Source organism: Micromonospora sp. MA102 (genome assembly GCF_025460765.1).
Classification (GTDB): domain Bacteria; phylum Actinomycetota; class Actinomycetes; order Mycobacteriales; family Micromonosporaceae; genus Micromonospora; species Micromonospora halotolerans.
Window position 1 is genome coordinate 299,492 of sequence record NZ_JAMWEG010000006.1, and the last position, 13,668, is coordinate 313,159.

The following is a 13,668-nucleotide window of genomic DNA, read 5'->3' on the forward strand; positions in this document are numbered from 1 at the left end:
GGGGGAGTTCCCCGGGCCGCCGGTGTCTTCCCGTCAGTGGGTGAACAGCTTCGCCGCCGTGATCACCGTCTGCACCACCCCGTACCCCAGCAGCGCCGACACCACCACCCACGACACCACCAGGCGGACCCGCTGCCCGCCACCGGCCTGCTCGTTCACGACCCGCTCCTCTCCGCCGTCACCGGCTGCGCACCCTCGACACCGTCCGGACCCGGCGCCGGCTCGTGGAACCGCTCCGGCACCGGCCGGATCAGCAGGTTCGCCACGAACCCGACCGCCAGCACCCCGACCATCGTGAACAGCGCCGGCCGGTACGCCGCGGCCGTCAACGTGCCCGGCTTGCCCTGCGCGTCCAGGAACGCGTTCACGATCAGCGGACCGGCCACCCCGGCCGCCGACCACGCCGTCAGCAGCCGGCCGTGGATGGCGCCCACCTCGAACGTGCCGAACAGATCCCGCAGGTACGCCGGCACCGTGGCGAACCCGCCGCCGTAGAACGACAGGATCACGCACGCCAACAGCACGAACAGCGCCGTCGCCGTCTGCCCGAACAGGGCCAGCAGCACGTACAGCACCATCCCGACGCCGAGATACAGCAGGTAGATCGGCTTGCGGCCGATCACGTCCGACGTCGACGACCAGACGAACCGGCCGGCCATGTTGAACAGCGACAGCAGGCCCACGAACCCGCCGGCCGCCGCCACCGACACCGCCGACGTGCCGTTGTCCCGGAAGAAGTCCTGGATCATCGGGCTGGCCTGCTCCAGGATCCCGATGCCCGCCGTCACGTTGCAGAACAGCACCACCCACAGCAGCCAGAACGCGCGGGTCTTCACGGCGTTCGCCGCGGACACGTTCGCCGTGGTCACCAGCGGTTTCGCCGCCACCCGCGACGGGTCGAACCCGGCCGGCCGCCAGTCCGCGGCCGGCACCCGCACGTTGAACACCCCGAACATCATGATCACGAAGTAGCCGACGCCGAGGGTCAGGAACAGCCACACCAGGGCGCTGCCCGACGCCGTCGAGCCCGCGTTCGCCGGGTCGTACCCCGGGTCGTAGAACGACAGCAGCTGCCGGGACAGGGGAGAGGCGACCATGGCCCCACCACCGAAGCCCATGATCGCCAACCCGGTCGCCAGGCCGGGCCGGTCCGGGAACCACTTGATCAACGTGGAGACGGGGGAGATGTACCCGATCCCCAGCCCGATCCCGCCCAGCACGCCGTAGCCCAGGTACAGCAGCCACAGCTGCTTCGTGGCGATGCCCAGCGCGCCGACCAGGAATCCGGCCGCCCAGAAGCACGCCGAGACGAACATCGCCTTGCGCGGCCCGTTCGCCTCCACCCACGTGCCCGCCACCGCGGCCGACAACCCCAGCATCACGATCGCGATGCTGAAGATCACCCCGATCGCCGTCTGCCCGGTGTCGAAGTGCGCGATCAGGGAGTTCTTGTACACGCTGGTCGCGTAGACCTGCCCGATGCAGAGATGGATCGCCAACGCCGCCGGGGGTATCAGCCAACGGCTGTAGCCCGGCGGCGCGACGGTGTGCCGACGATCGAGTGCGGAAAGCATGCCTGCTTCCTCTCCGGAGAATGGCGAGAATCCCACCTGTTCATGCCCCCGCCGCACGCCGCGCCGAAACCCGCCACGCGCCGGACGGTCGAAACCCTGAGCCGAACGGTCACCGCAGCTCCCGGCCCCGCACCCGCCGTCGCCCGACGGTCACCGCCGGTCGTGGCGGATCATGACACCCATGCCGCTGCTCACCACCCCCGCCCTGCGCCCCGGCGCCCTCGCCGGCCAGCCCCAACCCGACCTGGACGCCGGCAACCTGCTCCTGCGCCCGTGGCGCCCCGACGACCGGCCCGCCGTCCTCGCCGCGTACGCCGACCCGGCCGTGCGCCGCTGGCACTGCCGCACCATGACCGACGACGAGGCCCGCGACTGGATCGACTCCTGGTCGCGACGGTGGCACCAGGAGACGGACGCCAGTTGGGCCGTCACCGACCACGCCGGTGTGCTCGGTCAGATCGGTCTGCGCGCAGTCGACCTCTACGAGGGTGAGGCCGCGGTGTCGTACTGGGTGCTGCCCGCCGCCCGCGGCCGGCGGGTGGCCGCCCGCGCCCTGACCGCGCTCACCGCCTGGAGCCTCGATGAGCTCGGCCTGCATCGCCTCGGGCTGCGTCATTCCACGGCCAACGTCGCCTCCTGCCAGGTGGCGCAACGCGCCGGCTTCCACCTCGAGGGCACCCACCGCGGCGCCGCCCGCCACAGCGACGGCTGGCACGACATGCACGTGCACGCCCGCCTGCGTACCGACACCTGACCGGCGCCGCCGCCACGGATGCGACGATGAGCCGGTGAAGATCCTGTCCATCCAGTCGTCGGTCGCCTACGGGCACGTCGGCAACTCCGCCGCCGTGTTCCCGCTGCAACGGCTCGGCCACGAGGTCTGGCCGGTGCTGACCGTGCACTTCTCCAACCACACCGGCTACGGGGCCTGGCGCGGCCCGCTGCTGCCCCCGGCCGACGTCGCCGAGGTGATCGCCGGCATCGAGGACCGCGGCGTGCTCGGCACGGCCGACGCGGTGCTCTCCGGCTACCAGGGCGACCCGGCGATGGGCGCGGTGATCCTCGACGCGGTCGCGCGGGTGAAGGCCGCCAACCCGGACGCCCTGTACTGCTGCGACCCGGTGATGGGCGACGTCGGCCGCGGCATGTTCGTCCGGCCGGGCATCCCCGAGTACCTGCGGGACACCGTCGTGCCCCGCGCGGACATCGTCACCCCGAACCAGTTCGAGCTGGAGTTCCTCGCCGGCCGCAGCACCGACACCCTCGACGACCTGCTCGCCGCCGTCGACGTCGTCCGCGCCACCGGACCCCGGCACGTGCTGGTCACCAGCGTCCTGCACGGCGACCTTCCCACCGGTTCGCTGGAGGTCGTGGCCGTCTCCGACGACGGCGCGTGGGCGGTCACCACGCCGCTGCTGCCGATCACCCCCAACGGCGGCGGCGACGTCACGGCCGCGCTCTACCTCGCCCACCTCGCGAGCACCGGGTCACCGGAGACGGCACTGGAGCGCACCACCAACTCCATCTACGCGGTCCTCGAGGCCACCCTCGCCGCCGGCACCCGGGAGCTGCAGCTCGTCGCCGCCCAGGACGCCATCGCCGACCCGCCCACCCGGTTCGGCGCCCGCCGGCTGCGCTGAGCCGACCCCGCAGCGCCGGCCGGGGGACTTCACCGGACCACCGTCCCCCGACCGGCGGCTCGGCCTAGGCTCGGAGGCGACGCAGTCCGCCGCCGCGCCTGCGGGCCCGACGCGGAGGACGCCGGATGGAGGGAACCACCTTCGCGGCACCGGCCTGGGCCTGGCTGGCCGTCGGCGCGGTCATCGCCGCCATGCTCGCCGTCGACGTGTTCTCCCACCGCGACCACCACGTCGTCGAACTGCGCGAGGCGCTGCTCTGGAGCGCGGTCTGGATCACCGCCGGGATCACCTTCGGGCTGGTGATCTGGCTCTGGCGCGGCAGCGGGCCGGCGGTCGCCTACTACTCCGGGTACCTGCTGGAGAAGGCGCTGTCGGTCGACAACGTGTTCGTCTTCGCGCTGCTGTTCGGATACTTCCGGGTGCCCCCCGCGTACCAGCACAAGGTGCTCTTCTGGGGGGTGCTCGGGGCGCTCGGCTTCCGGCTCGTGTTCATCTTCGCCGGCGCCGAACTGCTGGACCGGCTGACCTGGGCCGGTCTCGTGCTCGGCGCCTTCCTGATCTGGACCGGCTGGCGCCTCGCCGTCCGCGGCGAGCCCGACGTCGACCCCGACCGCAACGTCGCCGTCCGGCTCTTCCGCCGGCTGGTGCCCACCGAGTCCCGCTACCACGACGGCCGCTTCACCGCCCGCGTCGACGGCCGCCGCAAGGGCACCGTGCTGCTGGTCGCGCTGGTGGCGATCGAGGCCACCGACGTCGTGTTCGCGATCGACTCGGTCGCGGCGATCCTGGCCATCACCACCAACACGTTCCTGGTCTGGACGGCGAACGCCTTCGCCGTGCTCGGGCTGCGCAGCCTGTACTTCTGCCTGGCCGGCCTGCTGCGGCACTTCGGCTACCTGCGCTACGGGCTCGCGGTGCTGCTCGCGTTCGCCGGAGTGAAGTTGATCCTCGCCGAGACCCCGGTGGGCAAGCTGCCGGTCTGGCTCACCCTCGCCGTGGTGGTGCTGACGCTCGCCACCGCCATCGGCTGGAGCGTGGTGGCCGCCCGCCGGGACACCCGGGCCCGCTGACCGGCCGCGGCACGCGTCGCCACGACCCGGAACGCGGTGGGCAACCCCCGCCCCGCGTGGCACCATCTGGCAGGTGACCAGCAGTTCCGACCCGGCGCAGCACCTGCGCGACCTCGCCCGGCTGCGCCGCGTCCGCGACCGCATCGACCGCGAGTACGCCCAGCCGCTGGACGTCGAGGCGCTCGCCCGCGGCGCGCACATGTCGGCCGGCCACCTCAGCCGCCAGTTCCGGCACGCCTACGGCGAGTCCCCGTACGCCTATCTCATGACCCGGCGCATCGAACGGGCCATGGCACTGCTGCGCCGTGGCGACCTCAGCGTCACCGACGTCTGTTTCGCGGTCGGCTGCTCCTCGCTGGGCACCTTCAGCACCCGCTTCACCGAACTGGTCGGCATCCCGCCGAGCACCTACCGGGCCCGGGCGGCGGCCGGCGGCGCCGCCGAACTGCCGCCGTGCGTGGCCAAACAGGTGACCAGACCGATCAGGAATCGAGAAGCGCCGGCCGTCACGCCGCACCTAGCCTGACTGCCATGGACATCACCATCAACACCACCGTCCTCCCGCACGACGACCCGGACGCCTCCCTGGCCTTCTACCGCGACGTCCTCGGTTTCGAGGTCCGCGCCGACGTGGGGCAGGGCCGGATGCGCTGGATCACGGTCGGCCCACCCGGGCAGCCCGACACCTCCATCCTGCTGGCGCCGCCCGCCGTCGACCCCGGGGTCACCGACGAGGAACGCCGTACCATCGTGGAGATGATGGCCAAGGGCACCTACGGGTGGATCCTGCTGGCCACCCACGACCTCGACGGCACCTTCGACAAGCTCCAGGCCGGCGACGCCGAGGTGGTCCAGGAGCCGATCGAGCAGCCCTACGGCGTCCGCGACTGCGCGTTCCGCGACCCCGCGGGCAACCTCATCCGCATCAAGGAGCTGCGCTGATCTGTCGTACGGACCTGATCAGATCGAGCCAGCCGACGCCGGACGGGGCCGCGACCACGGCCCACGGGACAGATGGAGACACGATGAGCACGGCCACGAGGACGGACACCCCGTCACCCGCGCAGCACGTCGCCGACACCCATGAGCTGATCCGCGTGCAGGGCGCCCGCGAGAACAACCTCAAGGACGTCAGCATCGAGATCCCGAAGCGCCGGCTGACCGTGTTCACCGGCGTCTCCGGCTCCGGCAAGAGTTCCCTGGTGTTCGGCACCATCGCCGCCGAGTCGCAGCGGCTGATCAACGAGACCTACAGCGCCTTCCTGCAGGGCTTCATGCCGACCCTCGCGCGGCCCGAGGTCGACGTCCTCGACGGGCTGACCACCGCGATCATCGTCGACCAGGAGCGGATGGGCGGCAACCCCCGCTCCACCGTCGGCACCGTCACCGACGCCAACGCCATGCTGCGCATCCTCTTCAGCCGCCTCGGGCAGCCCCACATCGGCTCGGCCCAGGCGTTCTCCTTCAACGTCGCCTCCATCAGCGGCGCGGGCGCCGTCACCCTCGAACGCGGCGGCCAGACCACCAAGGAGCGGCGCAGCTTCAGCATCACCGGCGGCATGTGCCCCCGCTGCGAGGGCACGGGCTCGGTCACCGACTTCGACCTGACCCAGCTGTACGACGACAGCAAGTCGCTCAACGAGGGTGCGCTCACCATCCCCGGCTACAGCATGGACGGCTGGTACGGCCGCATCTTCAGCGGCTGCGGCTTCTTCGACCCGGACAAGCCCATCCGCAAGTTCACCAAGCGGGAGCTGCACGACCTGCTCTACAAGGAGCCGGTCAAGATCAAGGTCGAGGGCATCAACCTCACGTACGAGGGCCTGATCCCGAAGATCCAGAAGTCGATGCTGTCCAAGGACGTCGACTCGATGCAGCCGCACATCCGCGCCTTCGTGGAACGGGTCGTCACGTTCACCACCTGCCCCGACTGCGACGGCACCCGGCTCAGCGAGGCCGCCCGCTCGTCGAAGATCAGCGGCATCAGCATCGCCGACGCGTGCGCGATGCAGATCAGCGACCTCGCCGCCTGGGTACGCGACCTCGACGAGCCGTCGGTGGCGCCGCTGCTGGCGAAGCTGCAGCACACCCTCGACTCCTTCGTCGAGATCGGGCTCGGCTACCTCTCCCTCAGCCGGCCGTCCGGCACGCTGTCCGGCGGCGAGGCACAGCGCACCAAGATGATCCGCCACCTCGGCTCCTCGCTCACCGACGTCACCTACGTCTTCGACGAACCCACCATCGGGCTGCACCCGCACGACATCCAGCGGATGAACGACCTGCTGCTGCAACTGCGCAACAAGGGCAACACCGTCCTCGTCGTCGAGCACAAGCCCGAGACGATCGCCATCGCCGACCACGTCGTCGACCTCGGCCCCGGCGCCGGCACCGCCGGCGGTGAGGTCGTCTTCCAGGGCACCCTCGCGGGACTGCGGGCCAGCGGCACCCTCACCGGGCGGCACCTCGACGACCGGGCCCACCTCAAGCCCGCCGTACGCACCCCCTCCGGGGCGCTGCAGGTCCGCGGCGCCAACACCCACAACCTCCAGAACGTGGACGTCGACATCCCGCTCGGCGTGCTCGTCGTCGTCACCGGCGTGGCCGGCTCCGGCAAGAGCTCCCTCATCCACGGCTCGGTGTCCGGGCGCGACGGGGTGGTGACGGTCGACCAGGGCGCCATCCGCGGCTCCCGGCGCAGCAACCCGGCCACCTACACCGGGCTGCTCGACCCGATCCGCAAGGCCTTCGCCAAGGCCAACGGTGTGAAGCCGGCGCTGTTCAGCGCCAACTCCGAGGGCGCCTGCCCCACCTGCAACGGCGCCGGCGTCATCTACACCGACCTGGCCATGATGGCCGGCGTCGCCACCACCTGCGAGGAGTGCGAGGGCAAGCGGTTCCAGGCGTCGGTGCTGGAATACCGCTTCGGCGGCCGCGACATCAGCGAGGTGCTCGCCATGTCCGTCACCGAGGCCGAGCAGTTCTTCGGCGCCGGCGACGCCCGCACCCCGGCCGCCCACAAGATCCTCGGCCGGCTCGCCGACGTCGGCCTCGGCTACCTCACCCTCGGCCAGCCGCTCACCACCCTGTCCGGCGGCGAGCGCCAGCGCCTCAAGCTGGCCACCCGCATGGCCGACAGCGGCGGCGTCTACGTCCTCGACGAGCCGACCACCGGCCTGCACCTCGCCGACGTCGAACACCTGCTCGCCCTGCTCGACCGGCTCGTCGAATCCGGCAAGTCGGTCATCGTCATCGAGCACCACCAGGCCGTCATGGCGCACGCCGACTGGATCGTCGACCTGGGCCCCGGCGCCGGCCACGACGGCGGCCGGATCGTCTTCGAGGGCACCCCCGCCGACCTCGTCGCGGCCCGCTCCACCCTCACCGGACAACACCTGGCGGCCTACGTCGGCGCCTGAGCGCGGCGGCATCGGGACGGAACGGCCCCCCGCCCCGATGCCCGGGCCCGCCGGGGGAGCACCCCCGGCGGGCCCGGCACCCGCCAGGCGCTCAGCCCAACGCGGCGGCGAACATGCCCGGCTCGTACGAACCGCCCCGCTGGTGCACGATCACGGCCATCCGGTTGGCCGCGTTGATCAGCGAGACCAGTGCCACCAGCGCGGCGATCTGGTCGTCGTCGTAGTGCTTGCGCACCGCCTCCCACGTCTCGTCCGACACCCCCTGGTGGGCGTCGGCGAGCCGGGTGCCCTCCTCGGCGAGCGCCAGTGCCGCCCGCTCGGCCTCGGTGAACACGGTGGACTCCCGCCACGCGGCCACCAGGTTGAGCCGGACGGCCGTCTCACCGGCGGCCGCCGCCTCCTTGGTGTGCATGTCGATGCACCATCCACAGCCGTTGATCTGGCTGGCGCGCAGCGACACCAGCTCCTGCGTGGAACTCGGCAGCGGCGACTGGTGGATCACCATTGCGGCGTTGGCGAACCGCTTGGCGAACTTCACGGCGATCTCGTTGGCGAACATGTCGAATCGAGCATCCATGGCTCGGCCTCCCTCGTGGTGTCGCATCGGACGACCATGAGATGCCGGGCGGCCCGTCCCCGTGACAGGGCGGCCACGTGACGCACCGCACACCCGTCCCGGTGTCACACGACGGCCCGGCCCGGCATCTGATGGGGGACACCATCGACACCGAACAGGAGCCACCCATGGCCGGCACGGCGCAGAGCGCACCCGACGACCGCCCGGACCCCGCCACCGAGGTGTTCCTCACCCACCGCAACCTGCTGTTCACCGTCGCCTACGAGATGCTCGGCTCGGCCGCCGACGCCGAGGACGTCCTCCAGGAGACCTGGCTGCGCTGGGTGGGCGTCGACCTCGACACGGTGCGCGAACACCGCGCGTACCTGGTCCGCATCACCACCCGCCAGGCGCTCGCGCGGCTGCGCACGCTCGGCCGCCGCAAGGAGTCCTACGTCGGCCCGTGGCTGCCCGAGCCGCTGCTCACCACGCCCGACGTGGCCGAGGACGTCGAGCTGGCCGACAGCGTCTCCATGGCGATGCTGCTGGTGCTGGAGACGCTCACGCCCACCGAACGGGCCGTGTTCGTGCTGCGCGAGGTGTTCGACCTCGGCTACGACGAGATCGCCGAAGCCGTCGACAAGAGCCCGTCGGCGGTCCGCCAGATCGCCCACCGGGCCCGGGAACACGTCGCGGCGCGCCGGCCCCGCGGGTCCGTGTCCGCCGCCGAGAGCCGCGACGCGCTCGCGGCGTTCCAGCGGGCCACCGAGACGGGCGACCTGCAGGGCCTGCTCGACATCCTCGCCCCGGACGTCGTCTTCCTGGGCGACGGCGGGGGAGTCCGCCAGGCCGTCCCGCGGCCCGTCGTCGGCGCCGACAAGGTGGCCCGGCTCCTGGCCGCCGGGCTGGGCCGGATCGCCGAGCTGATGTCGCTGCGACCGGCACAGGTCAACGGCTTCCCGGCGCTGATCATGGAGCAGGGCGACGAGATCGAAGCCGTCCTGGCCGTACGCATCGACGACGGGCTCGTCACCGGGCTCTACGCCGTACGCAATCCGCACAAGCTCTCACACATGGAGCGAGAGGTCAGCCTCAGCCGATGAACGCGCCTGCCGTGACCACCAGTTCCGTCAGTTGCGCACCGCCGACACCGGTCACCCGTCGAGGGTCACCGGATGGCGCGGCGCCGTCGGGTGAGGAGCAGCAGCACGCCGCCACCCACCAGCAGGGCGAGGCCGGTCCCGGCGGTCAGCCCGGCCCGGGACCCGGTGATCGGCAAGCTGCCGCCACCACCGCCGGCGCCGCCACCACCACCACCCGCGCCACCACCGTCACCGGGGTCGCCGCCGCTTCCTCCGCCGTTGCTGTTCGCGACCACCACGACGGCGAACCCGTCCTGGTTGTCGCTGTCGTCCACATCGACCGCCCGTACCGCGACGGCGTTCGCGGGAAGCGCGCTCCGCGCCGGGCCGGAACGGTCCGATTGAGCGTCGCTCAGACCCTCGACCCGGACGGTCCCGTCTCGCAACGTGACCGGCGCCTTCGTGGCGGCCGAGACTGTCACCAGGTGGTACAGCTCGACGGCGGAGTGGCGCTGGTCGTTCGGGTCGGTGTCCTGGTCGACAGGCACGAGGGCCAGCCGGTCGTAGGTGCAGACCGCCGCACGCCCGGCGTCACCGAGGACGCACTCACCCGGCGGCCTGGTGAACGTGGCACCCGTGGGCAGGCGCAGCTCGACCTTGACGCCATCCACCGGCTTCCGCCCCTGGTTGGCGATCGTGTAACGCACCGCGCCCGTCTCGCCCGGATTCAACGTCCCGGTGGATGTGAGGCTGCCGTCGGCAGCGATCCGCACCGACTGCATCACGTCCGGCGCGACCACCGAAAGGTCGGCTTCGGCCTGATCCACCACCTCGATCGGGAACCACTTCGTGTTGTCGGCCGGATTCGTGTCGACCGGTTCGACCTCGACCGTCACCTTGATCCGGCCCGCGAAGGGCTCTGCGGTCTGGACGGTGGCGAGAACGGGAAGCTCCACCGTCTCGCCCGGCCCCGGAAGCTGATCCGGCAGCAGGTCGCAGTACCAGCCGGAGAAGTCCCCGTCGCACTCACCCAGCCCGCCGGTCGGCCAGAGCATGATTCGGAAACTCGAATCATCCAGCTCCGACGCGTCGACCCGGACGACGACCCGGGTCGGGGTCGCATCGCCCCGGTTGCTGATCTTCAGGTGAAGCGTCTTCTTCGTGACCCCCAGCGGAATCGTCCCGCCGGCCAGGTCGACGGTGACGTCCGTACCCGCCGGCGCCGCCGAGGCGGACGCGCCGGGCGCGCCGACCCCTCCCAGAAGAAGCAGCACGGTGGCCACCGTTCGGGGCAGCCACGGAAGTCCGAACCTCATGACGGAGCCCTCCGGATGAACGGACGGTGCGATCCGTGGACACTATCGGCAACCGGCCGGGTTCGGTAGCCCCGGCGTGCCCGTGTCGGCGGCACCTGCAAGCTGTCGCACATGGAGCGGGAAGTCAGCCTGAGCCGCTGAACACGGCCGGGCACGGCAGCATTTCATCCCAAGGAGAGGCAGGAGAACATGGCGGACGAAACCAGCATCCGGCAGCAGATCGACGCGATCGTCGAAGGACTGCGGAACAAGGACCTCGAGGCCCTGCGAAGGCTCTACACGACCGACGTGGTGTCCTTCGACGTCGAACCGCCACTGCAACACGTTGGGATCGACGCCAAACTCAAGAACTGGGCGAACGTCTTCGCGTTCTTCGACACCGTGTCCTACGAGGTCCGAGACCTGACCCTGACCGTCGGCGACGACGTCGCATTCGGACACGCGTTCGGCCGGCTCAGCGGCACACTGCACGACGGGACCGCGACGAACGGGATGTGGGTCCGGGCCACCTTCTGCTTCCAGAAGATCGACGGAACCTGGCTGATCGCGCACGACCAGGTCTCCGTACCGCTCGACATCCGCACCGGCAAGGGAGTGGTCGACCTCCAGCCCTGACGGCGGCCCGAGGCCGGTCGAGCCGGAACCGCGGGGCATCCGCCCAGCCAGAGACCGTGATAGACACCCTGTTGTGGGTGCACTGCGCGACCTCGGAATGTCCGACCTGACCGAACGCGCCTACCTTGCCCTCCTGCAGGGAGGTCCTCCACACCGCGAGAAACTCGCCGCACGGCTCGGCATCGACGTGACCGCTGTCGACGACGCCCTCGACGAGCTGGCCGGCCTCGGCCTCGTGGAGCCCGACGGGGACAGGTGGGTCCCCCTGCCGCCCCGGCTCACCCTCGAGGTCCTCGCCGAACAACACCTGCGAGCCGCCGCGGCCGCCCGCCAGGGCTCCGAGGCCCTGGGGCGGCTGTGGGCGGAGCAGTCACCCCTGCCCGACTACCTGGAGGTGCTCACCACCACCGACAGCACGGTCGCGGCCCAGGAAAAACTGCACCGCGAGGTCCGCACCCAGGTCATGGCACTGTCCGTCGGGCCCGTCGGCGACGGCGCACCCCAGCTCGCGCAGGCGCCCGGGTCCGCCGAGGCGATGCACCGCGGCGTCACCTACCGTGTGGTCTACAGCACGCACATCCTGCGGCAGCCCACGGCGATGGCGCTCGTCCAGCAGGCGATCTCGGCGGGGGAGTCCGCCCGGGTCTTCCCGAACGTCCCCTGCAACCTCATCATCGCCGACAGCCGGTGGGCGGTGCTCACCGCGCCCATGCCCGGCGCCGAGCGCCTGCACGGGCTGGTGATACTCGGCGGCGGCTTCCTCGACGCCATGATCGGCGTCTTCGAATCGTTCTGGGCACTCGGCGTGCCCATCTCCGCCATACCCCTGGACGGCGCGCCCGACGGTGGCCCCAGCGAGTCGAACCGGCACCTGCTCACCCTGCTCGGCGCGGGCCTCACCGACGAGTCGATCGCCCGGGAGCTGGGAGTCAGCGAGCGTACGGTCACCAGGAGGATCGCCGCCCTGCAGAAGTCGCTCGGCGCCCGCAGCCGGTTCCAGCTGGGCGTGCAGGCAGCACGCCGCGGCTGGCTCTGAAACCGCCGCCGGTCGCAAAACCGGGCCGGCCATCCACGGGGGACAGCCGGCCCGGCTTCAGCCGCGTCGGATCACCCGTTCGCGTCCGGCGCGACGAACACCGGCAGCTGCTGCTCGAACCTCACGTCGAGGGTGGCCGTCGGCAGGATGTGACCCTGCTTCTGGGCGCCGTCGGCCAGCTCCGCACCCCAGGTCGAGGCCCGGAGCCGCTGGTTCGGGGTGCCGTGGTGGCCGTCCGCGGTGAACGAGCAGTCGCCCACCTCGTAGAAGGCCTGCTCCGCCTCCAGGACCCGGCGGTCGTTCAGGGCCAGACCACGCGCGTGGGTGACGAAGTAGGTGCCGAAGGCGTCGGCCATCAGCTCGGTGCGGCGGGTGGCCTCGGGACCGGTGAGCGGGCTGTCGAACAGGCCGGCCTCGTACTGGACGTGGTGGGCCATCTCGTGACCGAGCACCGCGCGCGGGCCGGCGTCGCTGATGCCCAGCACCTCCAGCGCGGTGAACATGCCCTCGCCGAAGACCATCTTGTCGGGCAGGCCCGCGAAGGGCGGCCCGGTCTCGTCCGCCGCGCTGAACGCGAAGGCGTTGAGGGTGAACAGCGGGCTGTTGCCGCCGGCCAGGCCCGGGTCGGAGTTGATGATGTCGACGAGCTGCTCGGCGATGCTGCGCGCGTCGTCACCGGTCAGGCCCAGGAAGAGCGTGACCATGCGGGCGACCCGCTCCGGATCCTGCAGCATGTCGTTCTGCATGGCGAAGAAGTCGACGTCGCCGAGCGGGACGTCCCAGAACTTCTGCGCGGCCTGGAAGGCCCGCGACATCGAGTTCTGGTACTCCGCGGGCAGGCCGTAGTCGGTCTGGTCCGCCGACGAGCCGTACAGGACCGCGTCGTAGGTCGGGTAGTCGAGGACGCCGAAGATGACCAGGACGAACAGCGTGCCGATGTCGATGCCGCCGATCATCTGGTCCACCCAGGCGCTGAACGCGGTGTCGCCGCACTCGTAGTCGCCGGGGTCGATGGCTGCCGCGATGGCGTTCCGCAGGCCGGAGGGCTCGACGCCGGACGCCGCCCGCACGGCGGCGAGCCGGGCACGCCAGTCCGCCGGCAGCTGCGCGGCGATCCTGTCGATCTTCGCCTGGGTCACCGGGTCGCTCGTGGTGCCGGTGGCGAGGTCGTAGGTGTAGGTCTGCGACGCGGTCGTCGCGAGGGCGGGTTCCGCCGCGGTGGCCGGCAGTCCAGGTCCCACGATGAGGGCCATGGCGGAGACTGCGGTGACCAGCCGAAGGGCGCTCTTCCTCATGCACGCTCCCTGGGTTGTTCGGCCGGGAGCCGTCCGCGGGCGGAGGGCTCCGGTGCAGTCAGCATCGG

14 protein-coding genes are annotated in these 13,668 nt (G+C 71.3%); 9 read left to right on the top strand and 5 right to left on the bottom strand.

Annotation, left to right across the window (positions count from 1 at the left end):
• Positions 1-33: 33 nt before the first annotated feature.
• Together NFX44_RS15270 and NFX44_RS15275 are read right to left on the bottom strand one after the other, a co-directional pair.
• Positions 34-159 carry a hypothetical protein gene (locus NFX44_RS15270; protein ID WP_262284204.1) on the bottom strand — a complete coding sequence of 42 codons (126 nt, stop codon included), beginning with the start codon at positions 157-159 and terminating at the stop codon, positions 34-36.
• On the bottom strand, positions 156-1,574 hold the full coding sequence (locus NFX44_RS15275) for an OFA family MFS transporter (protein WP_262284205.1): 1,419 nt from the start codon (positions 1,572-1,574) through the stop codon (positions 156-158). The genes NFX44_RS15270 and NFX44_RS15275 overlap by 4 nt, the downstream gene beginning before the upstream one ends.
• A gap of 181 nt (positions 1,575-1,755) precedes the next feature.
• Between NFX44_RS15275 and NFX44_RS15280 the strand changes: the two genes are divergently transcribed.
• From NFX44_RS15280 to NFX44_RS15305, 6 genes are all read left to right on the top strand, one after another.
• Complete coding sequence (locus NFX44_RS15280) at positions 1,756-2,328, top strand: GNAT family N-acetyltransferase (RefSeq protein WP_262284206.1); 573 nt, start codon at positions 1,756-1,758, stop codon at positions 2,326-2,328.
• A gap of 34 nt (positions 2,329-2,362) precedes the next feature.
• On the top strand, positions 2,363-3,214 hold the full coding sequence (gene pdxY, locus NFX44_RS15285; RefSeq protein WP_262284207.1) for a pyridoxal kinase PdxY: 852 nt from the start codon (positions 2,363-2,365) through the stop codon (positions 3,212-3,214).
• 125 nt (positions 3,215-3,339) lie between these two features.
• Positions 3,340-4,284: a TerC family protein gene (locus NFX44_RS15290; RefSeq protein ID WP_262284208.1), complete on the top strand. Its 945-nt coding sequence runs from the start codon at positions 3,340-3,342 to the stop codon at positions 4,282-4,284.
• A gap of 73 nt (positions 4,285-4,357) precedes the next feature.
• Positions 4,358-4,810 (top strand): helix-turn-helix transcriptional regulator, encoded by a 453-nt coding sequence (locus NFX44_RS15295; protein ID WP_262284209.1) that lies wholly within the window; start codon positions 4,358-4,360, stop codon positions 4,808-4,810.
• Positions 4,811-4,815: 5 nt separating this feature from the next.
• Positions 4,816-5,226 (top strand): VOC family protein, encoded by a 411-nt coding sequence (locus NFX44_RS15300; protein ID WP_262284210.1) that lies wholly within the window; start codon positions 4,816-4,818, stop codon positions 5,224-5,226.
• Positions 5,227-5,309: 83 nt separating this feature from the next.
• Positions 5,310-7,700, top strand: a complete 2,391-nt coding sequence (locus NFX44_RS15305) for an excinuclease ABC subunit UvrA (RefSeq protein WP_262284211.1) — start codon at positions 5,310-5,312, stop codon at positions 7,698-7,700.
• A 91-nt stretch (positions 7,701-7,791) separates the two neighbouring features.
• Here NFX44_RS15305 and NFX44_RS15310 read toward each other — a convergent pair whose 3' ends face one another.
• A complete protein-coding gene (locus NFX44_RS15310) occupies positions 7,792-8,277 on the bottom strand; it encodes a carboxymuconolactone decarboxylase family protein (RefSeq protein ID WP_262284212.1) in 486 nt (161 codons plus the stop codon).
• 167 nt (positions 8,278-8,444) lie between these two features.
• Here NFX44_RS15310 and NFX44_RS15315 point away from each other — a divergent pair, with 167 nt between their 5' ends.
• Complete coding sequence (locus tag NFX44_RS15315) at positions 8,445-9,359, top strand: RNA polymerase sigma-70 factor (RefSeq protein ID WP_262284295.1); 915 nt, start codon at positions 8,445-8,447, stop codon at positions 9,357-9,359.
• Between the two features lie 65 nt (positions 9,360-9,424).
• Here NFX44_RS15315 and NFX44_RS15320 read toward each other — a convergent pair whose 3' ends face one another.
• Positions 9,425-10,654, bottom strand: coding sequence for a hypothetical protein (locus tag NFX44_RS15320; RefSeq protein WP_262284213.1), 1,230 nt, complete (start codon positions 10,652-10,654; stop codon positions 9,425-9,427).
• Between the two features lie 189 nt (positions 10,655-10,843).
• Between NFX44_RS15320 and NFX44_RS15325 the strand changes: the two genes are divergently transcribed.
• Both NFX44_RS15325 and NFX44_RS15330 read left to right on the top strand, forming a co-directional pair.
• On the top strand, positions 10,844-11,269 hold the full coding sequence (locus tag NFX44_RS15325) for a nuclear transport factor 2 family protein (protein WP_262284214.1): 426 nt from the start codon (positions 10,844-10,846) through the stop codon (positions 11,267-11,269).
• A 73-nt stretch (positions 11,270-11,342) separates the two neighbouring features.
• Positions 11,343-12,305, top strand: coding sequence for a helix-turn-helix domain-containing protein (locus NFX44_RS15330; RefSeq protein ID WP_262284215.1), 963 nt, complete (start codon positions 11,343-11,345; stop codon positions 12,303-12,305).
• 71 nt (positions 12,306-12,376) lie between these two features.
• Here NFX44_RS15330 and NFX44_RS15335 read toward each other — a convergent pair whose 3' ends face one another.
• Positions 12,377-13,600: a neutral zinc metallopeptidase gene (locus NFX44_RS15335; RefSeq protein WP_262284216.1), complete on the bottom strand. Its 1,224-nt coding sequence runs from the start codon at positions 13,598-13,600 to the stop codon at positions 12,377-12,379.
• Positions 13,601-13,668: the final 68 nt, after the last annotated feature.

Bases quoted from the DNA above. Each gene is read 5' to 3' on its own strand.
- NFX44_RS15275 (WP_262284205.1), bottom strand. From the start codon at position 1,574: ATGCTTTCCGCACTCGATCGTCGGCACACCGTCGCGCCGCCGGGCTAC.
- NFX44_RS15300 (WP_262284210.1), top strand. From the start codon at position 4,816: ATGGACATCACCATCAACACCACCGTCCTCCCGCACGACGACCCGGAC.
- NFX44_RS15335 (WP_262284216.1), bottom strand. From the start codon at position 13,600: ATGAGGAAGAGCGCCCTTCGGCTGGTCACCGCAGTCTCCGCCATGGCC.
- NFX44_RS15290 (WP_262284208.1), top strand. From the start codon at position 3,340: ATGGAGGGAACCACCTTCGCGGCACCGGCCTGGGCCTGGCTGGCCGTC.
- NFX44_RS15280 (WP_262284206.1), top strand. From the start codon at position 1,756: ATGCCGCTGCTCACCACCCCCGCCCTGCGCCCCGGCGCCCTCGCCGGC.
- NFX44_RS15315 (WP_262284295.1), top strand. From the start codon at position 8,445: ATGGCCGGCACGGCGCAGAGCGCACCCGACGACCGCCCGGACCCCGCC.
- NFX44_RS15325 (WP_262284214.1), top strand. From the start codon at position 10,844: ATGGCGGACGAAACCAGCATCCGGCAGCAGATCGACGCGATCGTCGAA.
- NFX44_RS15310 (WP_262284212.1), bottom strand. From the start codon at position 8,277: ATGGATGCTCGATTCGACATGTTCGCCAACGAGATCGCCGTGAAGTTC.
- NFX44_RS15305 (WP_262284211.1), top strand. From the start codon at position 5,310: ATGAGCACGGCCACGAGGACGGACACCCCGTCACCCGCGCAGCACGTC.
- NFX44_RS15320 (WP_262284213.1), bottom strand. From the start codon at position 10,654: ATGAGGTTCGGACTTCCGTGGCTGCCCCGAACGGTGGCCACCGTGCTG.